Origin of the sequence: Pseudomonas sp. St290 (assembly GCF_018325805.1) — a bacterium.
GTDB classification, from domain to species: Bacteria; Pseudomonadota; Gammaproteobacteria; order Pseudomonadales; family Pseudomonadaceae; genus Aquipseudomonas; species Aquipseudomonas bijieensis.
Genome location: NZ_AP014703.1, coordinates 3,266,453 through 3,282,067, shown reverse-complemented (window position 1 = coordinate 3,282,067; position 15,615 = coordinate 3,266,453). Strand labels below are relative to the sequence as shown.

Below are 15,615 nucleotides of genomic sequence, written 5' to 3'. Positions count from 1 at the left end.
GAGATGGCTCATCCGCTTCCTACGATTGAATCCCAGCAGCCTGGCGGGCCGCGGGCGTCGTTTCCCGCAGTCGCGCCAGGACCTTGTCACGCGGCCCGAACAGACTCAGTTCGCCATGATTGAGGACCAACAATTTATCCACCTGCGCCAACACCCCGGCTCGATGGGTGATGACAAACACCGTGGCCCTGCTCTGCCTGAGCTTTTGCAGCGCCTCGGCAAGCATTTTTTCGCCGGCATCATCCAGGTTGGAGTTCGGTTCATCGAGCACTACCAGGCGCGGCTCACCATACAAGGCGCGCGCCAGGCCGATACGTTGCCGCTGGCCGCCGGACAACCCACCGCCATTGGCGCCGATCAGGGTGTCGTAGCCATCAGGCAGTTGCAGCACCAGTTCATGCACACCGGCCATTCGCGCGGCGGCGACCACGGCAGATGCGTTCAGCGGGCCGAAGCGGGAGATGTTCTGGCTGATGGTGCCCTCGAACAGCTCGATGTCCTGCGGCAGATAACCGATGTACTGGCCCAGTTCCTCCCGACGCCACTGGCTGATATCCGCACCATCCAGGCGCACGGTGCCGGCCAGGCTTGGCCAGACACCCAGCAACGCCCTGGCAAGGGTCGACTTCCCGGCACCGCTGGGACCAATGATGCCCACTGCTTCGCCCGCAGCCACCTGAAAGTCCACACCACGAATAATCGGTTTGCGAGCATCCGGCGATCCTGCCGAGAGTCCCTCGACGCGAATCGCCCCTTCAGGCGCCGGCAACGACATGCGCTCGGGCTCGGCGGCAATCTTGAATAGCAACTCGTGCAACCGGGCATATTGCGCGCGGGCACCCAGAAAACCTTTCCATACGCCGATCAACTGATCGATGGGCGCCAACGCACGCCCCAGCAAGATCGAGCCAGCAATCATCAGCCCGGAAGAAATCTCGTGATTGATCGTCAAATAGGCGCCCAGGCCCAGTACCAACGACTGAACGATCTGTCGGAAGGTCCTGGACACCGATGTCATGGTCGCGGCGCGGTCACTGGCCAGGCTTTGCAGCGCGAGAATCCTGTGGGTTCGCCCGCTCCAGTGCTGGCGCAGGCTGGCAAGCATGCCCATGGACTCCACCACTTCGGCATTGCGCAAGCTCTTGTTGGTGAAGGCGGTAGCCGTCATCTGCTCACGGTTGGCAGCCTGCAGCGGCCCGTGGGTGAGCTTTTCATTGGCGAAGGCCAGCCCCCCCAGCAACGCGGCACTCACAAGCCCCATCCAGCCGTACCAGGGATGAAACATGAACATGACGGCCAGGTAGATAGGGATCCACGGCGCATCGAAAAACGCAAACAGGCCGTTGCCAGTCAGGAACTGGCGCAACCCGTTCAGGTCGCTCAACGGCTGGGCCGTGGCATTCATGCCACTGGTATTGAGCGCCTGCTTGAAGCTGGCGTCGAACAGCCGTTGGCTCAGCAACGTGTCCAGGCGAGTGCTGATCCGCACCATAATCCGCGAACGGACCCACTCCAAGCCACCCATCGTGATCATCAACAACAACATGATCAGCGTCAGCATCAACAGCGTCGACAGGCTGGCGCTTCCTACCGCGCGGTCATACACCTGCAGCATGTAGAACGAAGGAACCAGCATCAGCAAGTTGACGAAAAAACTGAAAAAACCAACGGAAAGAAAACTACCTTTGCAGACGGCAAGGGCGCCTTCCAGTTCGGTTCTGGCGTGGGCTGGCATGGTTCATTACCTGAGGTCCGATTCTGCTCAAACCTGAAAAATCACAAGGGCACAGGCGCGCGAACGCCTCGAATATCTTTGGCAGGACACCCCGGGAGTGCCCGCACAATCGGATCTACCGCGATGTATCGGCACGTTTGGGCAGTTCTTAAGAAAAAAATGGCGCCACTGGCGAATGTGGGAGCAGGCTCGCTCCCACAGGATGAATGCAGGTATGCCGACCTAGGCGAGGTACCCTGAAATCCCCCTCGTAAAAACTACATCGCGGAACGAAAGATCAATACTCAAGCCTCAGGCACCCAACGGCGCAACAGCAGGCTGGCATTGACCCCGCCGAATCCGAAGCCATTGGAGAGCGCGTGGGTGATCGGCATCTTCCTGGCCTGTAAACCTACCAGATCAAGCCCGGTAGCGGCCTCGTCGGGATGAATCAGGTTCAGGGTGGGCGGGACGATCTGGTCACGAAGCGCCAGCACCGTAAAAATGGCTTCAATACCGCCAGCCGCCCCCAGCAGATGTCCGGTGGCCGACTTGGTGGAGGTGATCGCCACATCGCAATCGCGCCCGAACACTGAGCGGATCGCGGCCAGCTCACCATTGTCGCCAACCTGGGTGGACGTCGCATGGGCGTTGATATGTTGCACATCCAAGGGGCTGACAGCGGCCTGGCGCAGCGCCTGCTCCATCGCGCGCCGGGCACCGTTGCCATCTTCCGGGCCTGCCGTCAGGTGATAGGCGTCGGCACTGGTGCCATAACCCACCAGTTCCGCCAGGGGCTTGGCGCCACGTGCGAGGGCGTGTTCCAGTGATTCAATCACCAGCAACCCGGCCCCCTCGGCCATGACAAAACCGTCGCGATCACGATCGAAGGGCCGCGAGGCCTCTTGCGGACGCTCGGCAAAACCCGTGGACAGCGCGCGAGCGGCGGCAAAACAACCCAGGGTCACGCGGTCTATCGCCGCTTCCGTCCCGCCGCATATGGCGATATCCGCTTCATCGCTCCTGATCAGCCTCGCCGCGTCGCCAATGGCCTGCACCCCCGCCGCACAGGCTGTTACCGGTGCCCCCAGAGGGCCTTTGAAACCATGCCGGATGGAAACGTGCCCCGCCGCCATGTTGGCGAGGAAGGCAGGTGCGGTGAACGGGGACAATTTGCGCGGGCCGCGGGCATCGGTGGTGCGTACGGCACCGGCAATCGCGCCAAAGCCGCCCACGCCCGAGGCGATGATGGTTGCCGTCCGCTCCTGGTCGGCGGCATTGGCCGGTTGCCAGCCTGCCTGTTGCAACGCCTCTTCGGCAGCCACCAGCGCGAACTCGATGAAGCGATCCATCTTCTTGCGATCCTTGGCCGGGATAATGCGCTCCGGGTCGTAACCGGCGATGACGTCCTCTTCCAACGACGGCACCTGGCCGCCCACGGCCACCCCTGTCCCCTCGGTGATATCGCCAGGCAGGATACGAATGCCGGAGCGCCCCGCCAGCAACCGCTGCCAGACTTCTTCTACGCCACAACCCAGTGGGCCGACAATGCCCACGCCGGTGACAACGATGCGTTTTTGACCTTGGGAAGTCTTCATTGGAACCTCTTCATGTCTCAGTCAATGTCCACAAAATAACGAACACGCCGGCTTACGCCTGCGGTGCCGTTTGCGTGTGTGCTGAATGGTCAGGACGGATCTTGAACCAGATGGAATACATCGCCGGTAGAAACACCAGCGTCATGATGGTGCCGACGAACGTGCCGCCGATCAGCGTGTAGGCCAGCGTGCCCCAGAACACCGAATGCGTCAGGGGAATGAAAGCCAGGATGGCCGCCAGCGCCGTCAGCAAGACCGGCCGGGCCCGTTGCACCGTGGCCTCGATGACCGCGTGAAACGGATCCAGCCCTTCCTGGGCGTTGTGATGGATCTGCCCGATCAGGATCAGCGTGTTGCGCATCAGGATGCCCGAGAGTGCGATCAGGCCGACCAGGGCGTTGATCCCGAATGGCTGCTGGAAGATCAGCAGGGTCGGCACTACGCCAATCAGGCCCAGCGGGGCGGTGAGGAACACCATGATCATGGCCGAGATCGAACGCACCTGCACGATGATGATCAACAGCGTCAGGGCCACCATGATCGGCACCAGAGGCACGATCGCCTTACCGGCCTTGCCCGATTCCTCGATGGCGCCGGCCTGCTCGATCCGGTAGCCGCTCGGCAGGGTGTCGATGACCGGCTGCAGCGCCTTCAGGATTGCATTCGAGACGTCCGGTGGCTGCAAACCTTCGGCAATGTCGCCGCGTACGGTGATGGTCGGGGTGCGATCACGACGCCGAAGAATCGGATCCTCCATGCGCACATCGACCTCACCCACCTGGGACAGCGGAATGCGCTGGCCCGCCGCGCCGACCAGGGTAAACCCTTCTATCCTGGCCGGATCGAGGCGAATATCACCGGCAGCACGGCCGACCACCTGCACCGAACGGATGTCCTCGCGAACCGCCGTGATCGGTACTCCTGCAAGCAGGAACTGCAATTGCTGCGCGACAGCATTCGACGTCAGCCCTACCGCCTGCAAGCGATCCTGGTCCAGGGTGAAATGCAACGTCGGCGTCAGCGGCCCCCAGTCGGTATTGACGGTCCGCATCAGCGGGCTCGCCTGCATGACATCCCGGACCTGGCCGGCGATCTCACGCAATTTCGACGGATCAGGGCCCATCACCCGGTAGGCTACGGGAAATGGCGAATACGGACCGAACACCAGTTGAGTCACCCGGATACGCGCCTCTGGGGCAAGCCCCTCGGCCGCCGCCTCGCGCAGACGGAACTTGAGGGTCTCGCGCGCCTCCTGACTGTCGGTCAACACCACGATCTTGGCGAACGAAGGATCGGGTAGCTCCGGTGCCATCGCCAGGTAGAAGCGTGGCGCGCCCTGGCCGATGTAGGCCGTGACGATTTTTGCCTCATCCTGCTTCTGCAACCAGGCCTCGACCTTGGCGGTGGTGGCACTGGTCTGCTCGATGGAGGTTCCATAGGGCATTTGCACTTCGATCAGCACCTCCGGGCGGTCGGAGGTCGGGAAGAACTGTTTCTTGACCAGGCTCATACCGAGAATCGCCACGACGAACGTCACGATCACGCTGCCGGCCACCCACCATTTGCGGGCGATGATGCGGGTCAGGACCCGGCGAAAACGATTGTAGTGACGGGTGTTGTAGATGGCCGCGTGGCCGCCTTCGACCTGTTTGATATCCGGCAACAGCTTCACCCCCAGGTAAGGGGTGAACGCCACGGCCACCACCCAGGAAGCGATCAGGGCAATGCCGACGATCCAGAACATGTTGCTGGTGTACTCACCGGCGGTCGACTGGGCGAAGCCGTTAGGCATGAATCCGATAGCCGTCACCAGCGTACCGGACAGCATCGGTGCGGCTGTATGGCTCCAGGCATACGCGGAGGCCTTGATCCGGTCGTAGCCCTCCTCCATTTTTACCACCATCATTTCAATCGCGATGATAGCGTCGTCCACCAACAACCCGAGCGCCAGGATCAGCGAGCCGAGAGTGATGCGGTCAAAGTTCTTTCCCGTGGCCGCCATGACCACGAACACCACGGCCAGCGTCAACGGCACGGCCGCCGCGACCACGACTCCGACACGCCACCCCATGCTGAGAAAGCAGACGATCATCACCACCAGCAGCGCGACAAAGAACTTGACCATGAATTCGCCGACGGCCGAGTCGATGTTCACGGACTGGTCGGTGACCTTGGTGAGCGTCATGCCCAAGGGCATGGCGTCATTGATCCTGGCCGTCTCCGCGTCCAGGGCCTTGCCCAGGTCCAGGCCGTTCCAGCCTTCGCGCATCACGACGCCCAACAACAGTGCTTCTTCGCCGTTATTGCGCACCAGGAAAGTGGCCGGATCTTCATATCCGCGCTCGACGGTCGCGACGTCCGAGAGCTTGAGCGTGCGTCCTTGGATCGCAAGGGGGGTGTCACGGATTTTCGCCAGTTTATCGAAGGCGCCGTCCACCCGGAGGAACACCTGTGGCCCGTTGGTTTCGATGGAGCCGGCGGGCGTGAGCACGTTCTGGCTGTTCAGCGCGGCGAAGATGTCCTGGGGCGAGACGCCCAAGGTGGCCAGCCGGTCATGGGAGAAGGAAACAAAGATGCGCTCGGCCTGCTCACCGATGATGTTGACCTTTTTCACTCCCGCCACATGCAACAGGCGCTGGCGCAGCGCTTCGGCATCGCGCACCAACAGCCGCTGTGGCTCGCCTTTGGCTTTCAGGGCGAACAGTGCGAACGTCACATCGGAAAACTCATCATTGACCATTGGCCCGATAACGCCCGCCGGCAATTTGAGCGCTTCGTCCTGGAGCTTTTTGCGCGCCTGATAGAACTCCTCCTGCACTTGCGAAGGTGGCGTGCGATCGACCAGTGACACCATGGTGAAGGCCAGGCCGGGACGGGTGTAGGTTTCCGTGCGGTCGTACCACTTCAATTCCTGCAGGCGCTTTTCAAGCGGCTCGGCGACCTGGTCCTGCATCTCCTGGGCAGTCGCACCCGGCCATGCGGTGATGACGGTCAACTGCTTGACCGTAAACGGCGGATCCTCGGCACGCCCCAACTGGAAGAACGCCAAGGTTCCCGCGACGGCAATCAGAAAGATCAGGAACACGGTAATAGAGCGCTCGCGAACCGCGAGTGCGGACAGGTTGAGGCTCATGGACGGCCCCCGGCAACCTTCACGTCACCCGGCTGAGCCAGTCGCACTTCCTCACCCTCATGCAGCAGATGGGCACCGAGTCCGACAATACGCTCGCCAACATTGAGCTGGCCGGCGACGCGCGCGGCGTCATCGCTCAAACCCAGGACTTGCACAGGTCGCCAGGTGACTTTCGCCGGTTCGCCGTTTATGACCCACACGCCAGTGCCTTTGCCCGAGTCGAAAACCGCAGCGATCGGCACTTGCAGCGCCTGCCGTTGCGCGCTGTCTTCGAAAATGCGCAGCGTGACCGTCGACCCCAGCGGCGCATTGGCCAGCGGCCCCTCCAGCACGTACCGCGCCTCGAAGGTACGCGTCACGCGGTCGGCCGAATCCGAGAGCAGTCTCAGCCTCGCGGTGACCGCTCCCGTGGTAACGCCATAAAGGGTCGCTTGTGCGGTGGCGCCTGCGGCAGGACGCAAGGTCTCGGGCAATTGCACAACGGCTTCGCGCTGCCCTGCCCGCGCCAGTCGGACCACGGTTTGTCCGGGGCTGACGACTTGCCCGGGCTCGGCAAGCGTTTCCATCACAACGCCATCGGCATCCGCGAGCAGCACGGCATAACCAGAGGCGTTATGGGCGACGTCCGCCTGGGCTTGCGCGGCGCTCAGTTGTGCCTTGGCGGTATCGGCAGCAGCCTTTATCTGGTCGTAGCCCGATGCGGAAATAGCACCCGCGGCGACCAGATCGCGGTAGCGCGCCTCGTCGTCGGCGGTCTGCTTGGCCCGGGCTCGCGCGGCAGCGACCGCCTCTTGCTGGGCGCGCGCCTGCAACCCGAGGTCGATGGGGTCCAGGCGCATCAACGGCTGTCCTCGCTTGACGGCTTGCCCGCTATCGACCAGGCGCTCAAGCACCTTGCCCGAGACCCGAAAGCCCAGGTCACTCTGGACCCTGGCCGCAACGATACCGGTAAAAGATCGCGAGAGATCGGACGAACCCTGGACTTCAGAGACCCGCACCAAGGGGGCAAGCGTACGCGGATCTTTAGCGGTGGATGGGTCACCACACGCCGTCAGGACGAGAGGCAACAAGCAGACGGCAAAGGTGACAGGTCGAAGCCGGAGCATAGGTTCCCTTACTTGAGCAATGAGGACAGGAGCCTCATTCTCAATCTCGTGACCAATACTGTCAATGGTCACATATCGCTAACGGCTTAGCCGCTAAAAACCCTCCCTGACGTTCTTTGCCAGCCAAGAACTATGTGGCTGAGCCGCAATTGACAGGAAGTGACCATAATATAATATGGTCACAAACCACCCTTCTCCAGGTATCCCATGTCGCCTCTCCTCCCCCTTACCCTTTTGGTGAGCGCCAGCTTGATGGCAGGCTGCGCGGTCGGTCCGGACTACCATCGTCCGGACGCTGCGCTTTCGCACCGTTTCCTGGGTCAGTCGTCTGTCGAACAGAGGCCCAGCGCAACGCGAACCAACCTTGTAGCCTGGTGGGAAGGCTTTGGTGATCCGGTATTGACCGAGTTCATCGCCAAGGCACTTGAACAGAACCTGGACCTGGCTCAGGCGGCGGCGCGAGTCGCGCAAGCACGGGCGGGCCTGGGGGCAGCCAATGCCGCGTTGTTGCCCTCGGCAACCATCAACGGTCAAGCCGCGCGCGCCTATCAGTCAGTGCAAACCCCACTCGGCCAGGTGTTGAACTCGACGCCTGGGTATGATCGGTATGGAAGTTCCTACGAGGTCAACCTCAACGCCAACTGGGAGGTGGACCTCTTTGGCGGTCTGCGCCGCGGGCGCGAGGCGGCACTGGCCGAGTACCAGGCTGGCGAGGCAGGCGCCGCCGCCACACGACTGGCTGTCGCCGCACAGACCGCTGATATCTACATCACTCTTCGCGGGCTGCAGACCCGGCTGGACATCGCCAACCGACAAGTCAAAACCCAACAAGACCTGTTGGAAAAAGTCCGATTGCTTTACAGCAAGGGCCTCGCCGCCAGCTATCAGGTGCACCAGACCGAGGGGGCGCTGGCGCAAGTCCAGGCAACAGTGCCAGTGCTGCAAACCGGTCTGGATGCCGCGATGAACGCATTGGATGTCATGCTCGGCACACCGCCAGGCACCCATCGCCAGCAACTGGCAACTGTCGGGAACATCCCTGCGGCACCACAGATAACCGCCATGGGCACGCCGGCCGATCTGCTGCGCCGCCGGCCAGACCTCATCGTGGCAGAGCGCCGCCTCGCAGCCTCCAACGCGCGCATCGGCGAAGCCATCGCCGAGTACTATCCAAAATTCTCTCTCAGCGCCTTGCTTGGCAGCGCCACGGCGGTTTCCGCCGGCAACTTGTTCAGTGGCGACGCCAGTCAGGCAGCCGGCGTATTGGGATTGCGTTGGAGGCTGTTCGACTTTGGCCGCATCAACGCTCAGATCGATCAAACCAAGGGGCAGGAAGCCGAAGCACTCGCCGCTTACCGCCAGTCCGCGCTGCGCGCCACCGAGGACGTCGAGAACGCGTTTTCCGCGCTGGTCAATCGAGAAGCCCAGGCCACCACCCTCAGCCAGGGCGAAGCTTCGTTGACCCAAGCTCGGCAATCGTCGTTCATTGCCTATCAGAAAGGTACGGCCAGCCTGATCGATGTCTTGAATGCCGACGAGACACTGCTGCAAGCGTCCGACTCCCGAGCGCAAGCACGAACCGAATCAGCACGGGCGGCGGTCGCGGCATTCCGGGCGCTCGGAGGTGGCTGGCAGCCACCTGACGCCCTGCCGGTGGCTGCCAGATGACTGACGCCCCTTTTCTTTCAACTCAACAACCCGAGATCAGCGAGATGAAACCGAACGATAACTCCTGGGTGCTCATCACAGGTGCTTCAAGCGGATTTGGCGAGGAGTTTGCCCGGCAATACGCCGCCCAAGGGAAATCTCTCGTCCTGGTAGCACGCAGGCTGGAAAAGCTCGAATCGCTATCAGCGCAATTGCGCGAACGTTTCGGCGTTGATGTCATTGTCGAGCAAGTAGACCTTTCCTCGATCCCGGCAGTCATCGAACTGCACCAGCGGCTGCGCGAGCGCGATATCGTGATCGATGTGCTCATTAACAATGCGGGGCATGGCTTGCAGGGACCTTTCCTGGATCAGCCCCTGGACCAGGCCCTGGCCATGATTGATTTGGATATCGCCAGTCTGACAGCCCTTACACGACTCTTCGCGGTAGACATGCGGGCCCGCAAACGTGGACACATCCTGATGGTCGCAAGCCTGTTGTCCTTTCAGGGTGTGAAGAGTTTCGCTGTTTATTCTGCAGCGAAGGCCTATGTACTTCGTTTCTCGGATGCGCTTCATCGTGAACTCAAAAACGACGGCATCGTCGTGACCGCGCTTTGCCCTGGGATGTCGGACACCGGGTTTGCAGAAAGCGCCAGGCAAACGCTCACGCCAGCCTTGAAAATGGTCATGATGCAGCCCCAGCCCGTTGTGGCAGCGGGAATCCGTGCATTGCAAGCCGGACGCATGAGTGTCGTACCAGGCTTTGGCAACAAGGCTGTTACCGTCCTGACCTGGGCCACACCTCGCCGGTTTCACCAGGGTCTTATGGCACGCATCATGGGTGTCTGAGCAGGCCATGCAGCAGCCCTTGCAACACTCTACGCAATCACCATCATCAATATCTTCGTCACAGTCGACTCGCCCACACCAAACGCCGGGTAGCATGCGCTCCCGGCTTTTAGAGCAGCACTCAATCAGAAGCGATAGCTGAGTGAAGTGCCAAACCCACTCGCACTGTTTTTGTACTTGGAGCTGTAGGCGCCGCGGGTCGCCGACGCATCGTTGACCGATACGCTCTCCTCCCAGAGATAGGAATAAGCGACGTCGATCGTGACATCTTCCACTGGCGTCCAGCCGACCCCGAAGCTGAGCACCTTCCGGTCGCCGGTAGGAATACGTGGTCCGCGGTTGGTATTGTTGGCAGGCGATTGGTCAACCGAAAAGCCTGCACGCAGCACCCACTGATTATTCAACCGATACGCCGTACCGATAGCGTGGGCCCACGTGTCATGCCAATTCTGCTCTTCACTGATGGTACCCAACTGGCCGCTCAACAACGGCGGCAACCCCGAGTTTTCGATGGTCAGCTCCTTGAAGCGACTCCAACGCGTCCAGGTGCTGCCCAGGTAAAGCGTCCAGTCCGTGTTGAGCTGGTGAGTCACCGAGAAGTCCACCGCCTCCGGGGTATCCACATCCAGCGAAGCGTCATAGCTGCGCCCACTAACCCCTACCAGGCTGAAGATGCCGTCGCTGACTTTGGTCTTGGCATCCAGGTGATAGCTGACCTTGGAATGGTACGTCAGCCCCAAGCGGGTTCGATCTGTAGCCTGCACCAGGACGCCAGCATTGAAACCCAGGGCCGTGTCGTCGCCGGTGCTCTTGAGCTTTGCGTCATTGCGGCCAGGGCTGAGTGGATTGGGCACCATGCCTGATATCTCACCGCTGATACGGTTAATCGTGGGGCCGAACCCGATCGACACGATGTCGTTGAAGGCGTAGCTGATCGTAGGCTGAAACGTGAGTGTCTTGACCTCGCTCTTATTTGCGTAATAACGCCCGGCAAAATCGCTGCCGTAATCGGTAATCAAACCGAACGGCACATAAAAACCAACGCCGAACGCCCAGTGCTCATCAACGGGTTTGACGTAATAACCCATCGGCACCGTGGTCGTTGGCACCATGTCATCGCCGTCTTGACCGCCGAAGGTGCTGCGGGTCTGGCTTATGTCGGATTTCGCGAACAGCGTCGCCGCTCCCAGGCTGAACTGCTCCTTCTTCAAGCGAGACATCCCCGCCGGATTACCGAAGACCGTGCTCGCATCTTCGGCGGAAGAAGAACGACCGGCAAATCCCGAGCCCATCCCACTGATGCTTTGTTCATTGAGCGCGAAGCCGCTGGCAAATACATGGGAAGTTGCGAACACAAAGCAGAGACCCACCGGGGTCTTGAGCAATATTTTTTTCATTATTAGAACTCTGGAAACGTAGCGCGGGTAATGGGAGCAGTGGTTTTGTATTACGTGAAGATCGCCACGGTCTGGCGTGCCCAAAGCACACGCCGGCCGCTTTCGTCCCAGATTTCCATGTCCTGGAGCGAATAGCCTTCCAGCGCTTGCTGGCTAAAGGAATTGATCAGGAACCACTCACTGGCGACGGCCGGCTGCGGCAGGTCAATCATCCAGGACGCAGAACTGATGGCAGCGGGTTCGGTGAAGCAGGTCATGGCCGCTGGCGGCAAGCTGTCAGCCAATGCAATCAAGGCGACCGCCGGATCTACGCCCCGAGCATCCAGGTGGCGTACCCACATCAGTAATTCCGGATTATCAGCGCCGGATACCGGCAGAGAACCGCCCGCAGGGCGCATCTCAAAGTTATAGGCGCAGGCCGGCGCGATCTTTCTGTCCAGCTTCAATGGCGCGTACCGGGACGGCCCCTCTACAAGCGGACGGCCCCAGGCATCATGGGCAATACAACTCGCCCGCGGCTGTGCGAATAGTAGGGTCGTGCGCAACGCCAGGTCGTCGCCCGACAAGCAGTCGACCGATACGGAGGTGACGGATCGTCCTTGACGCAACACGCTGACATCGAATGTCTGGGCCTGCGTGACCGGGCCTATGAACGACACCTGGGCGGACTTGAATGGAGGAAAACCTGTCGGACGCTCAAGCAAAACCGCTTGCAGAGACAGCGCAGCGGACAACCCGCCAAAGATCGTACGGCCCTGCTGCCAGTTGGGTGGAGACACAAATGGCGCATCCGGATCGAATTGCTGCAGCAATTGGGCGAAGCTCGTCATGTCGACGTTCTCAGGACTAAGAGCAATACGCCATATCTTATTCATGTGACCATTTGTGTCAATAGTCACAATCAAGATAAACAATTACCTTTGTCAGCCCATCATGACCGAGCACTGAAATCGATTGGAATGCGTTGCTTGGAATCGTCAGCCCAAGGTCACGGCATGAGGCTACGCAAGATGAGGTTGGCGGTGAGCGTGGGAGCCTCTTCGATGACGTCAAGGCTGTACTGCAGCAGCAAAGGGTTGACGAAAGGCCGAAGCGCCAAGTGGATCGCGTCTACTGTCTCGTCCAGTGGCGTCTTGCGTTCAAACTCACCGAGTTCTCGCCCCTCGCGTACGACTTGCAATACGAAGCCTTTGATCCGGGCGTCGTAACCCCGTGAACTGGGCCAGTGCTCCGAGGCAGAGAACGCAGCAATGTCGTAGAGCTTGCGATCATTGAAGAACAGGTTCACGCCCGTGGTAACCAGGGTTTTGACCAGGCGTCGAAAACGCTCCGTCGACGAGAGTCCTTCTTCGTTGATGGCCTGCTCCACAGCTGCAACGATTTCGGCCAGGCAGCGAGTACAAATAGCTTCGCCAATCGCCTGCTTGGAGTCGAAAAACTTATAGATGTATGCCTTGGAAAACCCGATGGCCTTGGCCAAGTCAGAGACTGTGGTCTTGCCGTAGCCGTATTGACTGAAATGCTCATTGGCCGCCGCGACGATCTGGTCTCGGATGTCGTGATCGGCCGGGCCTCGGGTGCTGGGCGAAGGTAGGGATGACTGGTTCATGGGGGCAGCTTACGCATCCTGAAGTCGGTTGACAACTTGTGACCAGGTCGTGATTTCGTCACATTTTGCCCATTCCCCAGAAATTGCCCCCCTGCGCCTGCTATTTGGCGAAAAGCTGGCTCATATCCTTGAACGCCTTGAACTCCAGCGCATTACCGCAAGGATCGAACAGAAACATCGTGGCCTGCTCCCCCACCTGCCCCTTGAAACGTATGTAGGGCTCGATCACGAACTCGGTGCCAAAGGATTTCAGCCGCTCGGCCAACGCCTCCCACTCCTGCCATCCCAAAACGATGCCGAAGTGAGGGACCGGCACGTCATGCCCATCTACCGGGTTGCTGTGGACGCTCTCTTGAGAAGCGGTCTTTGGCTGTTCATGAATCACCAACTGGTGGCCATAGAAGTTGAAGTCGACCCAATGGGCACTGGAGCGGCCCTCTTGTAGCCCAAACACTTCGCCATAAAAGGCCCGAGCGCCTGGAAGGTCGTAGACAGGGATTGCGAGGTGGAAGGGAGAAAGGCTCATCATGGCTCCTGTTGCTTTTATAAGGACCGGACCATCGTAAGGCCGGGCTAAAAACAAGAAAAACAATATATTTCTCTCAATAACACAATTAATATTTATGAATGATAAAAGAACTCAAGACCCTTATTGCCGTAGCGCGGGAAGGTACTTTCGCTGCCGCAGGCAATAAAATCGGCCTCACACAGGCCGCGGTCAGCGCGCAGATCCAGCGCCTGGAGGCCGAACTCGGCTTCGAGATCTTCGACCGCAAGGGCCGCTCGGCCCACCTTAATCGGATGGGCCATCAAGTACTCCTGCAAGCGCAAGAGTTGCTGCGTCTCTACGACAATCTCGGCACAAGCACTGCCGGGCTTGCACCTAGCGTCCTGGTGAACATCGGCGCTATCGCGTCGGTGCAGCGCTCCTACCTGCCAGACGCGCTCGCCAGGTTTCACCAGCAATGCCCGCAATGCCGCACGCGCGTGCTGCCTGGCGTATCGATGGAGTTGCTCAACCTGGTGGATGCCGGGGAAATCGACATGGCCGCCATCATCCGCCCGCCTTTCTCGCTGCAAAGCGATCTGCGCTGGAGGCCCCTGGCACTGGAGCCCTATCGACTGATCGTACCAAGCGCACTACCCGGGGAGGACTGGGCCGAACTGCTTGGCGGTCAACCCTTCATTCGCTATGACCGTGCATCGTTCGGTGGCCGGCAGGTGGACCGCTTCCTGCGCAAAATGCACTTCACCTTGCATGAAGTCTGCGAGCTGGATGAATTGGAGGCGATTATCAAGCTGGTTGGAAACGGCGTTGGCGTGGCCCTGGTGCCGCAAACCGCGACTCACCATAAATGGCCGCAGGGTGTACGCGCCCTCGACCTCGCAGAGCACACCTTCCACCGTGAGATCGGCCTCGTCCACCGGGCTCGACAAAGTCTCAACGAACCCGCAGGAAGACTGGTGCAACTGATCGCGGAGCAAGCCCAGGCCAACCCGGTATGAATCCCCTGCATCGACCCAGACAAAAACCAATGCGCAGGGCTCAAGGTTTTTGTCGAGCGGATGATCTATACCTTCAAGTACACGCAGCCAGGCCAAGACAACATACTGGCGTGTCCTGATAAAACGACCGCGGCGCCCCGCTTCAAGTGCGCTGCGTCACATAAGACGTCGGCCTGCAAGACGCTGTTTGCGCGCCAAGCATCCTTTGAATGGCGTACCCCCCCTTCCAATGCCTGAAGTACCGATCATGAGCCTGAGCAAACGCGCTTTGAATGCCCCCACCAGAACACTATCCAGGCTTTGTCTATTACTGCCGCTGTTGGTTGCACACAACGCGCGCGGTGAACCCCTGGAGATAGAACTGCACATCCTCGACGCGCCGCCGCTGACGTTCGTCAATGACCCCAGGGGGCACGGAATCGTTGGTGATGTCGCCGTCGCGGCCATGACCAAGGCCGGGTACACCGTAAAAATCCATGTGCTGCCCTGGGCCAGGGCTCAGAAACACGTCAGCGAAGAACACGACCACTTGATCACACCCCTCTCGCGCATACCCACTCGTGAGGATCGTTTTACCTGGATCGCCTCGATCATGCCCATGGAACGAGCTTTTTTCAGCCTTGAGCGGCGGGTGAACAGCTTCGCCCAAGCGAAAGAAACCTACCGCAAGATCGGCGTCGGCCTGGGCAGTGCGCAGGAAGATATCCTGCGCACCGAAGGTTTCAGCGATGAGCAGATCTATCCGCTGGCCATTGGCGACAACCCCGCCCAGCTGCTCTTGATGGGGCGCATCGATGCCTGGTTCAACGGCGTGCCCGAGAGTCGATACATCTGGCCGAAGGTGTCTAAACGCAAACTGCTCATGAGTCGGGTCGGCAGCAGCGCCGATCTTTACCTGGCCTGCTCGAAACAATGCGCGCCCAAAATGGTCGAGGATTTACGCGAAGCGGTTGAAGCGCTTCGGGCGGATGGGACGCTCAAGCAAATCCATGACCTCTATTTGCCGCAATAGGCCGCGACCCATCAATACATTTGATAGCAAAGAACCCAAGCT

12 protein-coding genes are annotated in these 15,615 nt (G+C 60.2%); 4 read left to right on the top strand and 8 right to left on the bottom strand.

Features of this window, described 5'->3' with window-relative positions:
* Positions 1–19 precede the first annotated feature (19 nt).
* The 4 genes from PBDP_RS14450 to PBDP_RS14435 form a co-directional block, all read right to left on the bottom strand.
* On the bottom strand, positions 20–1,735 hold the full coding sequence (locus PBDP_RS14450; protein WP_163858810.1) for a type I secretion system permease/ATPase: 1,716 nt from the start codon (positions 1,733–1,735) through the stop codon (positions 20–22).
* Between the two features lie 284 nt (positions 1,736–2,019).
* Positions 2,020–3,312 carry a beta-ketoacyl-ACP synthase II gene (gene fabF, locus PBDP_RS14445; RefSeq protein WP_212802435.1) on the bottom strand — a complete coding sequence of 431 codons (1,293 nt, stop codon included), beginning with the start codon at positions 3,310–3,312 and terminating at the stop codon, positions 2,020–2,022.
* Positions 3,313–3,364: 52 nt separating this feature from the next.
* Positions 3,365–6,445 carry an efflux RND transporter permease subunit gene (locus PBDP_RS14440; RefSeq protein ID WP_109755406.1) on the bottom strand — a complete coding sequence of 1,027 codons (3,081 nt, stop codon included), beginning with the start codon at positions 6,443–6,445 and terminating at the stop codon, positions 3,365–3,367.
* Positions 6,442–7,551, bottom strand: coding sequence for an efflux RND transporter periplasmic adaptor subunit (locus PBDP_RS14435; RefSeq protein ID WP_212802434.1), 1,110 nt, complete (start codon positions 7,549–7,551; stop codon positions 6,442–6,444). Before PBDP_RS14435 ends, PBDP_RS14440 begins: the two co-directional genes overlap by 4 nt.
* A 207-nt stretch (positions 7,552–7,758) precedes the next feature.
* Between PBDP_RS14435 and PBDP_RS14430 the strand changes: the two genes are divergently transcribed.
* Together PBDP_RS14430 and PBDP_RS14425 are read left to right on the top strand one after the other, a co-directional pair.
* Positions 7,759–9,219: an efflux transporter outer membrane subunit gene (locus tag PBDP_RS14430; protein WP_212802433.1), complete on the top strand. Its 1,461-nt coding sequence runs from the start codon at positions 7,759–7,761 to the stop codon at positions 9,217–9,219.
* Between the two features lie 44 nt (positions 9,220–9,263).
* On the top strand, positions 9,264–10,049 hold the full coding sequence (locus PBDP_RS14425) for an SDR family NAD(P)-dependent oxidoreductase (RefSeq protein WP_116834217.1): 786 nt from the start codon (positions 9,264–9,266) through the stop codon (positions 10,047–10,049).
* Between the two features lie 125 nt (positions 10,050–10,174).
* Here PBDP_RS14425 and PBDP_RS14420 read toward each other — a convergent pair whose 3' ends face one another.
* From PBDP_RS14420 to PBDP_RS14405, 4 genes are all read right to left on the bottom strand, one after another.
* Entirely contained in the window at positions 10,175–11,446 is a 1,272-nt protein-coding gene (locus PBDP_RS14420; RefSeq protein ID WP_212802432.1) for an OmpP1/FadL family transporter, read from the bottom strand.
* A 50-nt stretch (positions 11,447–11,496) separates the two neighbouring features.
* Positions 11,497–12,321, bottom strand: coding sequence for a thioesterase family protein (locus PBDP_RS14415; RefSeq protein ID WP_232201563.1), 825 nt, complete (start codon positions 12,319–12,321; stop codon positions 11,497–11,499).
* 113 nt (positions 12,322–12,434) lie between these two features.
* A complete protein-coding gene (locus PBDP_RS14410; RefSeq protein ID WP_109755402.1) occupies positions 12,435–13,055 on the bottom strand; it encodes a TetR/AcrR family transcriptional regulator in 621 nt (206 codons plus the stop codon).
* 100 nt (positions 13,056–13,155) lie between these two features.
* Entirely contained in the window at positions 13,156–13,581 is a 426-nt protein-coding gene (locus PBDP_RS14405) for a VOC family protein (protein ID WP_109755401.1), read from the bottom strand.
* A gap of 101 nt (positions 13,582–13,682) precedes the next feature.
* On the opposite strand from PBDP_RS14405, the gene PBDP_RS14400 reads away from it, so the two are divergent.
* Both PBDP_RS14400 and PBDP_RS14395 read left to right on the top strand, forming a co-directional pair.
* Positions 13,683–14,561, top strand: a complete 879-nt coding sequence (locus PBDP_RS14400) for a LysR family transcriptional regulator (protein ID WP_109755400.1) — start codon at positions 13,683–13,685, stop codon at positions 14,559–14,561.
* A gap of 247 nt (positions 14,562–14,808) precedes the next feature.
* Positions 14,809–15,573 (top strand): substrate-binding periplasmic protein, encoded by a 765-nt coding sequence (locus tag PBDP_RS14395; protein WP_109755466.1) that lies wholly within the window; start codon positions 14,809–14,811, stop codon positions 15,571–15,573.
* The last annotated feature ends 42 nt before the right edge of the window (positions 15,574–15,615 follow it).

Excerpts from the sequence above, each read along its gene's own strand:
- PBDP_RS14450 (WP_163858810.1), bottom strand. The coding sequence starts at position 1,735 with ATGCCAGCCCACGCCAGAACCGAACTGGAAGGCGCCCTTGCCGTCTGC.
- fabF (WP_212802435.1), bottom strand. The coding sequence starts at position 3,312 with ATGAAGACTTCCCAAGGTCAAAAACGCATCGTTGTCACCGGCGTGGGC.
- PBDP_RS14440 (WP_109755406.1), bottom strand. The coding sequence starts at position 6,445 with ATGAGCCTCAACCTGTCCGCACTCGCGGTTCGCGAGCGCTCTATTACC.
- PBDP_RS14435 (WP_212802434.1), bottom strand. The coding sequence starts at position 7,551 with ATGCTCCGGCTTCGACCTGTCACCTTTGCCGTCTGCTTGTTGCCTCTC.
- PBDP_RS14430 (WP_212802433.1), top strand. The coding sequence starts at position 7,759 with ATGTCGCCTCTCCTCCCCCTTACCCTTTTGGTGAGCGCCAGCTTGATG.
- PBDP_RS14425 (WP_116834217.1), top strand. The coding sequence starts at position 9,264 with ATGAAACCGAACGATAACTCCTGGGTGCTCATCACAGGTGCTTCAAGC.
- PBDP_RS14420 (WP_212802432.1), bottom strand. The coding sequence starts at position 11,446 with ATGAAAAAAATATTGCTCAAGACCCCGGTGGGTCTCTGCTTTGTGTTC.
- PBDP_RS14415 (WP_232201563.1), bottom strand. The coding sequence starts at position 12,321 with ATGAATAAGATATGGCGTATTGCTCTTAGTCCTGAGAACGTCGACATG.
- PBDP_RS14410 (WP_109755402.1), bottom strand. The coding sequence starts at position 13,055 with ATGAACCAGTCATCCCTACCTTCGCCCAGCACCCGAGGCCCGGCCGAT.
- PBDP_RS14405 (WP_109755401.1), bottom strand. The coding sequence starts at position 13,581 with ATGAGCCTTTCTCCCTTCCACCTCGCAATCCCTGTCTACGACCTTCCA.
- PBDP_RS14400 (WP_109755400.1), top strand. The coding sequence starts at position 13,683 with ATGATAAAAGAACTCAAGACCCTTATTGCCGTAGCGCGGGAAGGTACT.
- PBDP_RS14395 (WP_109755466.1), top strand. The coding sequence starts at position 14,809 with ATGAGCCTGAGCAAACGCGCTTTGAATGCCCCCACCAGAACACTATCC.